The organism is Pseudocitrobacter faecalis (assembly GCF_965231525.1).
GTDB lineage: Bacteria > Pseudomonadota > Gammaproteobacteria > Enterobacterales > Enterobacteriaceae > Pseudocitrobacter > Pseudocitrobacter faecalis.
Genome location: NZ_CBDDNJ010000002.1, coordinates 2,365,865 through 2,378,725, shown reverse-complemented (window position 1 = coordinate 2,378,725; position 12,861 = coordinate 2,365,865). Strand labels below are relative to the sequence as shown.

The following is a 12,861-nucleotide window of genomic DNA, read 5'->3' as shown; positions in this document are numbered from 1 at the left end:
GAATTTACGATGATGCATTATGGATTTGATATAGGCGGCAGCAAAATTGCACTCGGCGTGTTCGATATGACGCGACAGTTAGTCTGGGAAACACGTGTCGCCACGCCAAAAGAGAGTTACGACGCGTTTCTTGAAGCTGTTTGCGGGCTGGTCGCGCAAGCCGACGCTCGCTTCAATTGTCGGGGAACCGTGGGTATTGGTATTCCGGGTATGCCGGAAACCGAAGACGGCACGCTGTATGCGGCTAACGTGCCTGCCGCGTCGGGTAAACCGCTGCGCAACGATCTGAGCCGTTTACTGGATCGCGATGTCCGTCTCGATAACGACGCTAATTGCTTCGCTATCTCAGAAGCGTGGGACGATGAATTTACCCAATACCCGCTGGTGATGGGGTTAATTCTTGGCACCGGTGTCGGCGGCGGTATTGTGCAGAACGGCAAATCGATTACGGGTCATCGCTACATTACCGGAGAGTTCGGGCACATCCGCTTACCCGTTGATGCGCTGGACGTGGTGGGGCGTGATTTTCCGTTAACCCGCTGCGGCTGCGGGCAACTGGGGTGCATCGAAAATTACCTTTCCGGGCGCGGATTCGCCTGGCTTTATACACATTTTTATCACCAGCAACTGACCTCACCGGAGATCGTCGCATTGTGGGGGCAGGGCGACAGGCAGGCGCGTGAACACGTTGAGCGCTATCTGGATCTTCTGGCGGTGTGCCTGGGCAATATTTTAACTATCGTGGACCCTGATTTAGTGGTTCTCGGTGGCGGGTTATCAAACTTTTCAGCTATTACAGATGGGCTTGCGCAGCGCCTGCCGCGCCATTTACTCCCCGTCGCTGCCGTACCGCGCATAGAACGCGCAAGGCACGGTGACGCGGGAGGAATGCGCGGCGCTGCCTTCCTTCATCTCACAAACTAATACATGGAGTAGATATGCAGTCGCGCCGCTTACATCGATTGAGCCGTTTTCGTCGGAATAAACGTCAGCTGCGCCAGCGTCTGCGCCAGCGGATTTTTTTCACTGACAGGGTGATACCAGAGCATATGGATAAACCAAGAGTTCTTGTGCTAACGGGCGCCGGTATTTCGGCTGAATCGGGTATTCGCACGTTTCGCGCGGCTGATGGATTGTGGGAAGAGCATCGGGTTGAAGATGTCGCCACGCCGGAAGGATTCCAGCGCGATCCGGCGCTGGTTCAGGCGTTTTACAATGCGCGCCGCAGACAGCTCCAGCAACCTGAAATCCAGCCGAATGCCGCGCATATCGCGCTGGCGAAGCTGGAAGAGGCGCTGGGCGATAACTTTATGCTGGTGACGCAAAATATCGACAATCTGCACGAGCGCGCTGGCAGCAAAAATGTGCTGCATATGCACGGCGAATTGCTCAAAGTGCGTTGCACGCAGAGCGGGCAAGTGCTGGACTGGACTGATGATGTGACGCCGGACGACAAATGTCATTGCTGTCAGTTCCCGGCGCCGCTGCGTCCTCATATCGTCTGGTTTGGCGAGATGCCGTTTGAGATGGACCACATCTATCTGGCGCTCTCTATGGCCGATATTTTCATCGCCATTGGAACCTCCGGTCACGTCTATCCGGCGGCAGGTTTTGTGCATGAAGCGAAACTTCACGGCGCGAAAACCGTGGAGCTTAATCTCGAACCCAGCCAGGTGGGCAGCGAATTTGAAGAGAAGTACTACGGGCTGGCGAGTGAAGTGGTGCCGGCATTCGTGGAAAAACTGCTGCAAAAAATGTAATCCTGCCACCCGGCGATGTTCGCCGGGTGGCAGTCGCTTAATCTGCGCGGTAGATAAATTCGCCCTCCAGTACGTCTACGCTACTGGTGCCGACGAAAATGTTGAATCTCCCGGGTTCAATAACCTGCTCGCCATCCGCGTTGTAGAACGCGAGCATCTCCTCGCTCACCTCAAAAATCACCCGTCGCGTTTCGTCGCCGCGTAAGGTGATCTGCCTGAAATCCTTCAGCATCATGACCGGACGCGCGACGCTGGCGACGCAATCGCGGAGATAGAGCTGGACTGTCTCAATGCCGGCATGTGACGTCAGATTTCGCACCGTAATACCCACACTCAGCGTTTCGCCTGCGCTAAATTGTGCGGCGAGGGTTAATTCGCTGAGTTCGACACGATGCCATGAGAGCCCGAAGCCAAACGGGAAGAGTGGCGTAGTGGGGCAATCGAGATATTTTGAAATAAACCGGGGGCTGTGGTCGGACTTATCCGCGGGCCTGCCGGTCGCGAGTGCATTGTAATAAATCGGCACCTGGCCGTTTGCACGTGGGAAACTCATCGCCAGACGTCCGCTCGGGTTCGATTTGCCGTACAGTACATCAGCTATCGCGTGCCCACCTTCACTGCCGGGAAACCACGCCTCAATGACGGCATCAACATGCTCCACGACATCGCTTAGCACCAGTGGACGACCGTTGAACAGGATCAATACCGTTTTCTTCGAGGCCTGCGCGATCGCCTGAATGAACGAAACCTGATGTCGCGGGAGATGGATATCGGTGCGGCTTGCGGCTTCACCGCTCTGCATCATGTGCTCACCCATAGCCAGCAGCACGACATCGGCCTCACGCGCATACTGCAATGCGCGCGCCTGCTCGGTTTGCCGTTGTTCTTCACTCATGCAGAATTGCGCATCAACCTGGGTTGTGGCACCAAATTCACCAAGAAAATCATAATTAAGCAGCAGATCGCAGCCCTGCGTACTTAGCAGCTCTTCCGATGTGATCACCTCATTGAGTGCCTGTTTCAGGGTGACACTGCGTGACTTCTCGCCATAGACCGCCCACAGGCCAATAATATCCGGATTATCGGCATAGGGGCCAATCAGCGCGACTTTTATGCCGGGTTTCAGCGGAAGCACGGCGTTGTCGTTTTTTAACAGTACAAGGCTGCGGGCAGCGGTTTCCCGCGCCAGCGCCAGATGATCCGGGTGATAAAACCATGCCCGTTCTTTTTCTTCTGATGCGCCGCGAAATGGGTCGTCAAACAACCCCAGGGTTTCTTTAAGTTGCAATACGCGTGTTACTGCCTGATCCAGCCGCTTCATTGGAATAACGCCTTCATTCACCAGCCCGGCCAGATAATTGACATAGCAGGGCGATTTCATGTCGATATCCAGCCCGGCGAGAAAGGCCAGTTGGCTGGCATGGCGCTCATCCTCTGCCACGCCGTGAGGGATGAGTTCCTTTACGGCGGCATAGTCGGCGATGGTCACGCCGTCGAACTGCCAGCGATCGCGCAAGACGGTTTGCAACAACCAGCGATTCGCGCTAGCGGGGATGCCATCGATTGTATTAAAGGCTGACATCACCAGTTTGCAGCCTGCCTTAACTGCGGCAAGATAAGGCGGGAGATAATCGTCGAAAAGGGACTGACGAGAAAGCTCAACGGTGTTGTAATCGCGCCCGGCGACAGGCGCGCCATATCCGGCGAAATGCTTCACACAGGCCGCCAGTCCTTCACCGCGTTCCAGGTTGTGCTGAAAGCCGCGCACACAGGCGCTGACCATACGGCTGTTGAGTAGCGGATCTTCCCCTGTCGACTCCATACAGCGGCCCCAGCGTGCATCGCGAACCAGATCGGCCATCGGCGCAAAGGTCACATGACTGCCTGCGCTGACGCCTTCTTTCGCCGCCACCTGACAGCAGCGTTCAATCAGCGTGGGCGACCAGCTACAGCCCAGCGCCAGCGGGATGGGGAAAACGGTGCGATAGCCGTACACGATATCCGCCATAAACAGCAGCGGAATTTTCAAACGGCTGTTTTGCAGATACTGCTCCTGAATATGACGCGTCTTTTTCGCGCCTGAGACGTTTAAAACCGAGCCAGCACACTGAACCTGTTGCTGGCTGATGCCAAGCTTCGCTTTTGGGCCAACAGTAAGCTGAGGCTCGTCGACAAAAAACTCGCCGGAAAGCTGCACTAGCTGGCCGACTTTTTCCTCCAGCGTCATTTGCGCCAGCAGCGTGGTGATTCTGCTCATCAGTGGGTTTCCTCTGTTTCACGCTTCAGCGCCGCTTTTTCCGCCAGCTTAAACCACGGGAACCACAGTAAGGGGGAAGGAATCAGCTGTAAAAAAAGATGCAGGAGAATAATGGAGGTCGCGCCGCCAATAGAGGCAAAGAAGCCCAGCGGCAGGCCGAAAATGGTTTGCGCGCCGACAATTTTGGCGACCAGCCCCATCTTGATCAGCGCCCAGGAAAGCGTTATCGCAATCGCGTTATTGGTGATAAAAGGCACCATCAGGTGATAGTTCATCACTAACGGGGTACCGAAAATAACAGGTTCAGTGATGCCAAAGAGGGCTGGCGTGAGTGCCAGACGGCCAACCTGTTTAAATTGCTTACTGCGTGACAGGCACATCAGCAGTACCAGCCCCAGCGCCAGCCCCCCCCAGGTGACGATATTTAAGAATGCCAGGCCCAACACATTAGGCAGTTCCTGACCGTTCTGCCAGGCAGCCAGATTTTCAAGATCCATGGCCAGCCAGATGGGCGTCACCAGCGGCAGCACGACATTGGTTCCGTGAATGCCCAAAAACCAGAAGATCTGCATAATCAACGTTACCAGCAGGAATGCCAGCAGGCTTCCGCCCAGCCCTTTCAGGGGTTGCTGAATCAGCGTATAGATGCATTGGTGGAAACTGCCCCAGGGTGTTTCCATAAAGGCGCGGTTAATCAGCATCGCCACCAGGCCTACGGTCAGAAAGGGTAATAGCCCCTGAAAAACACGGCTGATCATGGGCGGAACGCCTTTTGGCATTTTTATTGTCCAGCCGCGTTGCACCACAAAGATGAACAGCCGTCCAACGCCAAGGCCGATCAGCATGGCCGAGAAAACCCCCTGCACGCCGAGCCAGGTAAGAGGAATGGCGCTGATATTGCCTTCGGCATCCGCCAGCGGCGTGACGATCAAAAAGGCCATCACGGCGGCAATGCCGCAGAGGGAGCCGTCGACTTCGACGTCATAATGACTGACCAGATGGCGTGCCATAAAAAAGGTGACGTAGAGTGCCAGCATACCCAGTGTGCAGGTGGCGACACCGCTGAATACCGGAACCATCTTTGTTGCGACAAAGAATTGATGCACGCTATCGATGGGGAAAACGATAAGCAACACGCTAATCGAGCCGATAAGCGTAATAGCGATGGTGGAAACCATTGATACAGAGATGGTTTGCAACCATGGGCTGCGCCCCAGAGCGGCAATAATAGGATCTAATTTCTGAAAAGCTTTCTCAAATTTATTCATGGTAAATATATTTAATTGGCCGAGGTTGCCGTTATTTTTGTGATTATCAAAACGGGAATATGTTAAGCGTATCAATCTTTAAACATAACAACCTGTTCTACTCTAAAGCAGAAAATGAACATCTGGCGTGCATTTCAGTCAGAAAAAAGATAGTTAATTGATATCGCTGGATTTAAGGTGTCTGAAAGTTGTTCTTTTATGGATTGAATTCGAGATGATTTATAAAAATATTATTTATGCCATTCGGGAATTAATTTGCAGTAATAATATTTCTGTGGGGGACGCTTTACCTCCTGAATATCAACTGGCACAGCGCTGGAATGTCTCGCGCAACACTATCCGTAAAGCACTGGCGGAACTGGCTGCAGAGGGCGTCATTGAGACACGAAAGGGGGCCGGAAGCTTCTTGTGCGGTAAGAAATTTACGCCGCAGGTCAATACCTCGATGGGCTTTAGCGAAATTGCGCGCCTGCATGGTAAGCCATCCACCAGTCGCGTACTGAAGTTTGAAGCGTTACCCGCCACAGAGGAGATCGCCGCAAAACTAAACATTGCGTCCGGCGAGTGGGTTTATCAGGTGAAACGAATACGCCTCATCGATAATATTCCTATGCAACTGGAAAACACCTGGCTTTCGGTCACACGGTTTCCGCAGCTAACAATCAGCGATATGAATAAATCAAAGTTTGATTTTTTTGAACGCGTGTGTGGAATAATCCTATCAGGATCGTTTGAAACGTTTTCGACCGAGCTGGCGAATCAAGAGGTGGCGCAGATACTGAATATTAGCGTTAAAGATCCGGTCATGAGAATGGAAACGCAGGCGGTGGATATCCACCATACCATTCTCGATTATTCTATTCTTTATAATAATAGTTATGAATTTAATGTGCAGTATTTTTGGCCGCGGCAAGTGGCACGACAATAAACGTGCCGGAGGCGTCCTCCGGCACCGTGGTGGATTACCGTCCCGCCTTCAACTTATGATAATACTCTTCATAAATCGCGCTGGCCGCACCAACGTCATTCTGCCATTCGCCTTTGTTGATGGTATCGGCATCAGGATAGAGTGATTTATCGTTAGCAACATCTGGGCTCAGCAGCTTACGTGCCGCGAGGTTTGGCGTTGGGTAGCCGATGGTTTCCGCCACCTGTTTTGCCACTTCCGGGCGCAGCAGGAAGTTGATGAGCTTCAGCGCACCTTCTTTGTTTTTAGCATTTGCCGGAATAGAGAGGCTATCCATCCAGAAAATTCCACCTTCTTTCGGCCAGACGACCTCCAGCGGCGTGCCGTTCTGACGCGCGACCCACGCCGAGCCGTTCCACACCATACCCAGGTTCACTTCGCCTTCCATATACGGGTTTGCCGGGTTATCCGAGTTGAAGGCGGCCACATTTGGCATCAGTTTTTTCAGCTCGTTATAGGCCGCTTCAATCTCTTTTGGATCGGTGGTGTTGCCTGAATAACCCAGCTTGCGTAGCGCCATCTGGAATACTTCGCGCGCATCGTCGGTTAACAGCAGGCTATTTTTATATTCTGGCTTCCACAGATCGGCCCAACTGGTGATGCTTTTCGGATCGATACTGTCGCTGTTTACACCGATAGCGGTCGCCCCCCAGATATACGGAATGGAGTAATCATTATTCGGGTCGAACGGTTTATTGAGCATTTCCGGATCGAGGTTGTTGAAGTTGGTTAACTTCGTCTTATCGATCTTCTGGATCATACCCTCTTTGCGCATTTTATCGACGTAGTAGGTGGAAGGCACCACCAGGTCATACGCGCCGTCTTTATAGGTTTTGAGTTTGGCGTACATGGCTTCATTCGATTCATAGGTCGAATAGATAACCTTGATGCCCGTCTCTTTCGTGAACTGTTCTAGCAGCCCCGGCGGCACATATTCCGTCCAGTTGTAGAAGTAGAGGGTTTTCGTGTCATCAGCGTGAGCGGCGCTCATTCCCAGTGCTAAAGCACCCGCTGCGAGCAGGTGGCGTGACCATTTTTTCATTTAACGTCCCCTGATTGAGCCCCGAAAGGCTGCTGTGTTGATTGGCCTGAATTCAGGCCAATTCCCATTATGCCTGGCGCGCCAGACCTTTCGTTTTATCGCGTGCGATAAGCTGGCTGGCAATCACCAGTACCAGTGACAGCACCAGTAAAATCGTCGCCAGCGCATTCACTTCCGGCGATACGCCCACTTTCACCATTGAGTAAATCTTCAATGGTAAAATTTCATAGCCCGGCCCGGTCACAAACGACGAAACCACCACATCATCCATCGAGAGCGTGAAGCTCAACAGCCAGCCGGCGGCCACCGCAGGCATCGCCAGCGGTAAAATGATTTTACGCAGAATGGTGAATTCGCTGGCACCCAAATCTTTCGCCGCTTCCAGCATCCGCACATCAAACCCTTTCAGGCGCGAGTAGACGGTGACCACCACAAACGGCAGGCAGAAGGTGATATGCGAGAACAGCAGCGACCAGAAGCCGAGCTGGATCCCCAGCAGCATAAACAGTACCAGCAGCGAGATGGCCATCACGATGTCCGGCGACATCATCACCACGAACAGCATGCCGCTGACAAACGGTTTGCCGCGAAAACGGTAGCGGTAGAGCGCCACCGCCGTCAGCGAACCAATCAGCGTGGCGAAGGTGGCCGAGAAAATAGCCATCGTTAGCGAGTGTTGGGCGGCCTGCAGCAGGCTGTCATTGTTCATCAACAGGCTATACCAGTTGGTGGTGAAACCCTGCCAGTTAATCCCGAAACGCGAGCTGTTAAAGGAGTTCACGATCAAAATAATAATTGGGATGTAGAGATAAGCGTAAATGGCGGTCATAAAACCGCCGCGCAGCAGTTTACCGATCATTCCAGCTCCACCTTTTTGTTCAGCAGACGCGAGGCGCGCCAGTAAACCAGCAGCATTAGCCCCATCACTACGGTCAATGTAATGCTGGTGGCCGCACCGAACGGCCAGTCGCGAATATTAAGGAACTGGCTCTTAATAACGTTACCAATAAGCAGGTTTTTCGCGCCACCCATCAGGTCAGAGACGTAGAACAGCCCCATCGCCGGCAGCATGACCAGCAGACAGCCTGCGATAATGCCTGGCATCGTCAACGGAAGGATAATGCGGATGAATGTTTGCAGTTTATTGGCCCCCAGATCCTTCGCCGCTTCCAGCAGGGGTTTATCGAGTTTTTCGATGCTGGAGTAGAGCGGCATCACCATAAACGGCAGCAGGATATAGACCAGGCCAATGATGACCGCGCTCGGCGTGAACATGATGCGAATCGGCGTATCGATAATGCCCAGCCATAGCAAAAACTCGTTCAGATAGCCTTTGGTGCTGAGAAAAATCTTCAGGCCGTAGATGCGAATCAAGGAGTTCGTCCAGAAGGGGACGATCAGCAGAAACAGCAGCAGCGGGCGCACCTTCTGCGGCAGCTTCGCCAGAAACCAGGCAAACGGATAACCCAGCACCAGGCAGGCCAGCGTGGCGATGAGCGCCATATTCAGTGAGTGCAGCAGCACCTCGAAGTAAAGCGGGTCGAGCAGGCGCGCGTAGTTATCCAGCGTAAAGACCATTTTGACGAAACTGGCGTCGTCACGGGTCAGAAAGCTGGTACCGATGATCATCAGGTTGGGCAGAAAGACAAATAACACAAGCCAACCGACGATTGTGGCAATCACCACATTCTGGAACTTACTTGTGTTCTTCATCAGCCAGTACGACCTCCCAGCTTTCTACCCAGTTGATAGCCATTTTTTGATCGAGCGAATGGTCGAAGTCCGGGTCATCTTCATTAAAGAATTCACTGACCAGCACCATCTTGCCGTTTTCCAGCTCGACGACCGATTCCAGCGTCATGCCCTTATAGTTGCGCTCGCGGACGTAGCCAATCAGGCCTTCAATGTGATCGTTGTGGTTGATTTCATCCACGCGCAGATCCTCCGGGCGCAGCAGCACATTCAGCTTCTGGCCAGGCGTGACCGGGAAATTGACGTCAATATTACACTCGCGACCTTCGACGTTGGCGCGTACCCGCCGTTCATCAAGGCGCTCAATGACGGTCGCGTCGAAAATATTGATCTCGCCAATGAAACTGGCGACGAACAGGTTTTTCGGCTCTTCATAAATTTCACGTGGCGTGCCGTCCTGCTCAATACGTCCGTCGCGCATCACGACAATACGGTCGGACATGGTGAGCGCTTCTTCCTGATCGTGCGTAACAAACACAAAGGTGATGCCAAGCTTACGCTGCAATGCTTTGAGTTCGTTCTGCATCTGCTTACGCAGTTTGTAGTCGAGCGCCGAGAGCGATTCGTCCAGCAACAGTAAACTCGGTTTATTGACCACAGCACGGGCAATCGCCACGCGCTGCTGCTGGCCACCGGAGAGCTGATGCGGCTTACGCTCAGCGAAATCTTCCAGTTGCACCATACGCAGCGCATCGGTTACGCGAGGGGGGATTTGATCGGCAGGGGTTTTCTGCATGCGCAAGCCAAATGCCACGTTTTCAAAGACGGACATGTGCGGGAAAAGCGCATAACTCTGGAAAACGGTGTTCACGTGGCGATCTTCAGCCGGGATATTAGTAATATCCTGATTTTCCAGATGAATCGTCCCTGAGTCTACATTTTCCAGACCCGCAATAAGACGAAGGACGGTTGTTTTACCGCAGCCAGAGGGCCCAAGCAGCGTAAGGAACTCGCCGTTATTGATGGTCAGGTTCAGATCGGAGATGACCGTTTTACCATCGAAGCCTTTGCGAATTCCCGCCAGTTGCACCAGCGGTGAAAGCGAACGCGATTGTGTATTCAATTTTTTACTCTGTCCCATTCAGACGCACCGGATGGCTTACCGATGCGGGGTTTGTGGTTAACCACCTTTATTAAATGTATAGAGGTCTGACACATATTAAGGCCTGGCATTCTACGGCAATCGTGTTAAATCGCCAATCCTCTATGCATACAGATGAGCTATCTTTAAGCCTGTAAATGATTTAGCGAAAAAAAATGGGCTTTGCCGGGGTAAAAGTGACCTGACGCAATATTTGTGTTTTCTCGCTTATTGATAATGTTGTCACAAAAAGTGAGGGTGACTGCATGGATAAATTACTTGAGCGTTTTTTACAGTATGTTTCTCTGGACACGCAATCGAAGCCCGGCGTGCGTCAGGTGCCGAGTACAGAGGGGCAGTGGAAACTGTTGCATCTGCTCAAAGAACAGCTTGAAGCAATGGGGCTGGTGAATGTCACTCTGAGCGAAAAAGGCACTGTGATGGGCACGTTGCCGGCGAATATCGATGGCGATATTCCGGCAGTGGGCTTTATTTCACACGTCGATACCGCACCTGATTTCAGCGGTAAAAACGTCAATCCGCAAATCGTGGAAAACTATCGCGGCGGTGATATTGCGCTGGGCATCGGCGATGAAGTGCTTTCGCCAGTGATGTTCCCGGTGCTGCATCAACTGCTGGGGCAGACGCTTATCACCACCGACGGTAAAACGCTGCTCGGCGCAGATGATAAAGCGGGCATCGCGGAAATCATGACCGCGCTGGCGGTACTGAAAGAGAAAAACATTCCTCATGGTGACATCCGCGTGGCGTTTACGCCGGACGAAGAAGTAGGCAAGGGCGCAAAACACTTTGATGTGGAAGCCTTTAACGCCCGCTGGGCGTACACTGTCGATGGCGGCGGCGTGGGTGAGCTGGAATATGAAAACTTCAACGCCGCATCGGTGATTATCAAGATTGTCGGTAATAATGTGCATCCAGGTACCGCGAAAGGCGTAATGGTTAACGCGCTGTCGCTGGCCGCGCGAATTCACGCAGAAGTGCCCGCTGACGAGAGTCCGGAAAAAACAGACGGTTACGAAGGTTTTTATCATCTCAACACGATGAAAGGCTCCGTTGACCGTGCAGAGATGCACTACATCATTCGCGATTTTGACCGTAAGCAGTTTGAAGCGCGTAAACGCAAAATGATGGAGATCGCCAAAAAGGTCGGCAAAGGCCTGCATCCGGACTGCTACATTGAGCTGGTGATTGAAGACAGCTATTACAACATGCGCGAAAAAGTGATGGAGCATCCGCACATCATTGATATCGCGCAGCAGGCGATGCGTGATTGCCATATCGAGCCGGATCTCAAACCGATTCGCGGCGGCACCGACGGCGCGCAGCTCTCCTTTATGGGGCTGCCATGCCCGAACCTCTTCACCGGTGGCTACAACTATCATGGTAAACATGAGTTTGTGACGCTGGAAGGGATGGAAAAAGCGGTGCAGGTGATTGTGCGTATCGCGGAGTTGACGGCGAAGCGGGCCGGGTAAGTCTCCCCTCTCACTCTAACCCTCTCCCACAGGGAGAGGGCCGGGGGGAGGGGCCTCACTCATCCCTCAAAAAACCAGTACCCGCTGTTCACCAGCGCGGCCAGCATGGCAAGGAATGACGGGTCTTCCAGCGCATCACCGAAATGTTCGCTTTCCAGCACCATATTGCCTGCCAGCGCATTGAGCGCCGGGCGATGAGGCGAGTCGACTTTCTCACCGTTAACGAAAACATCGTCGCCGATTTTCAGTACGCGTAAGCCGCCCAGACGTGCCAGTTTATCACCCTGTTGGAGTGCGTCGTAAATTTCATCCGGCTGATACGGCGGCTCTGGTGGCGCCACGTCAAGCTCGTGGCGTGACTGACTGATAAACTCGCCGAGCCATTGCTGGAACTGCTCGGGCTGATTCATTAACCCCTGCATCATGTCACGCAGGCGGTCGACTTCCTGCGGCAGAATCTCCGCCGGATGCTCGCGTGCGGGCACGTCCGGATCGGTATAGCGCTGGCTGCCTAGTTCACGTTGCAGGATGTAATCGGCAAAACCACTGAACAATTCACGTCCACTGGGCGCGCGGAAGCCTACGGAGTAATTCAGCGAGTTTTCCAGCGAATAACCTTCGTGTGGGAATCCAGGCGGAATGTAGAGAATATCGCCAGGCTCCAGCTCTTCATCAATAATGCCTTCGAAAGGATCGACCTGGAGTAAATCAGGGTGCGGGCAGTGCTGCTTCATCGGCACCTTCTCGCCCACGCGCCAGCGACGGCGGCCCGTACCCTGGATAATGAAGACGTCGTACTGATCGAGATGCGGGCCAACGCCGCCGCCCGGTACAGAGAAGGAGATCATTAAGTCGTCAATGCGCCAGTCGGGGAGTGCGCGGAAGGGACGCATCAGCGCCGCAGAGGGCTCGTGCCAGTGATCAACCGCCTGAACCAGCAACGACCAGTTGGTTTCATCCAGGTGATCGTAGCTTTCAAACGGCCCGTGGCTGACCTGCCATTTCCCGTCGAGATGACTCACCAGGCGGCTGTCGACCTCATTTTCCATCGCCAGCCCCGCCAGCTCATCCGGCGAAATAGGGTCAACAAAGTTGGCGAACCCACGTTTGAGTACCACCGGGCGTTTCTGCCAGTAGCGTTCGATAAAGTCGGGCCAGTTGAGCGTTAAGTGATAATCCATATGAGTATGTCCGCAGCAGGTGTTTCACCGGATTATACACATAATCTGCGGAAACAC

General features: G+C 53.3%; 11 protein-coding genes. 4 read left to right on the top strand and 7 right to left on the bottom strand.

Translation table 11 applies throughout. The annotated features are described in order from the left end of the window. Positions 1–12: 12 nt before the first annotated feature. Both nagK and cobB read left to right on the top strand, forming a co-directional pair. Positions 13–924: an N-acetylglucosamine kinase gene (gene nagK, locus ACOXYR_RS12000; RefSeq protein ID WP_421355254.1), complete on the top strand. Its 912-nt coding sequence runs from the start codon at positions 13–15 to the stop codon at positions 922–924. Positions 925–938: 14 nt separating this feature from the next. After that, positions 939–1,760, top strand: coding sequence for a Sir2 family NAD+-dependent deacetylase (gene cobB, locus ACOXYR_RS11995; protein ID WP_108475718.1), 822 nt, complete (start codon positions 939–941; stop codon positions 1,758–1,760). Between the two features lie 37 nt (positions 1,761–1,797). On the opposite strand, the gene bglX is transcribed toward cobB, so the two are convergent. Both bglX and ACOXYR_RS11985 read right to left on the bottom strand, forming a co-directional pair. Further along, positions 1,798–4,017: a beta-glucosidase BglX gene (bglX, locus tag ACOXYR_RS11990; RefSeq protein ID WP_421355223.1), complete on the bottom strand. Its 2,220-nt coding sequence runs from the start codon at positions 4,015–4,017 to the stop codon at positions 1,798–1,800. Next, entirely contained in the window at positions 4,017–5,285 is a 1,269-nt protein-coding gene (locus tag ACOXYR_RS11985; RefSeq protein WP_421355222.1) for a PTS sugar transporter subunit IIC, read from the bottom strand. The genes bglX and ACOXYR_RS11985 overlap by 1 nt, the downstream gene beginning before the upstream one ends. A gap of 214 nt (positions 5,286–5,499) precedes the next feature. Between ACOXYR_RS11985 and ACOXYR_RS11980 the strand changes: the two genes are divergently transcribed. Beyond that, a complete protein-coding gene (locus ACOXYR_RS11980; RefSeq protein WP_421355221.1) occupies positions 5,500–6,213 on the top strand; it encodes a GntR family transcriptional regulator in 714 nt (237 codons plus the stop codon). A gap of 34 nt (positions 6,214–6,247) precedes the next feature. Here the strand turns inward: ACOXYR_RS11980 and potD are convergent, their stop codons facing one another. The 4 genes from potD to potA all read right to left on the bottom strand — a co-directional run bounded on the left by potD (position 6,248) and on the right by potA (position 10,127). Continuing rightward, positions 6,248–7,294, bottom strand: coding sequence for a spermidine/putrescine ABC transporter substrate-binding protein PotD (gene potD, locus ACOXYR_RS11975; protein WP_421355220.1), 1,047 nt, complete (start codon positions 7,292–7,294; stop codon positions 6,248–6,250). A gap of 67 nt (positions 7,295–7,361) precedes the next feature. Then, entirely contained in the window at positions 7,362–8,153 is a 792-nt protein-coding gene (gene potC / locus ACOXYR_RS11970) for a spermidine/putrescine ABC transporter permease PotC (RefSeq protein WP_108475713.1), read from the bottom strand. Further along, positions 8,150–9,007, bottom strand: a complete 858-nt coding sequence (potB, locus tag ACOXYR_RS11965; RefSeq protein ID WP_108475712.1) for a spermidine/putrescine ABC transporter permease PotB — start codon at positions 9,005–9,007, stop codon at positions 8,150–8,152. Before potB ends, potC begins: the two co-directional genes overlap by 4 nt. Further along, positions 8,991–10,127, bottom strand: a complete 1,137-nt coding sequence (gene potA, locus ACOXYR_RS11960; RefSeq protein WP_421355219.1) for a spermidine/putrescine ABC transporter ATP-binding protein PotA — start codon at positions 10,125–10,127, stop codon at positions 8,991–8,993. The genes potB and potA overlap by 17 nt, the downstream gene beginning before the upstream one ends. Positions 10,128–10,393: 266 nt before the next feature. Between potA and pepT the strand changes: the two genes are divergently transcribed. After that, positions 10,394–11,623: a peptidase T gene (pepT, locus tag ACOXYR_RS11955; RefSeq protein ID WP_108475710.1), complete on the top strand. Its 1,230-nt coding sequence runs from the start codon at positions 10,394–10,396 to the stop codon at positions 11,621–11,623. 59 nt (positions 11,624–11,682) lie between these two features. On the opposite strand, the gene ACOXYR_RS11950 is transcribed toward pepT, so the two are convergent. Next, on the bottom strand, positions 11,683–12,804 hold the full coding sequence (locus ACOXYR_RS11950) for a ribosomal protein uL16 3-hydroxylase (RefSeq protein WP_113858616.1): 1,122 nt from the start codon (positions 12,802–12,804) through the stop codon (positions 11,683–11,685). Positions 12,805–12,861 lie beyond the last annotated feature (57 nt).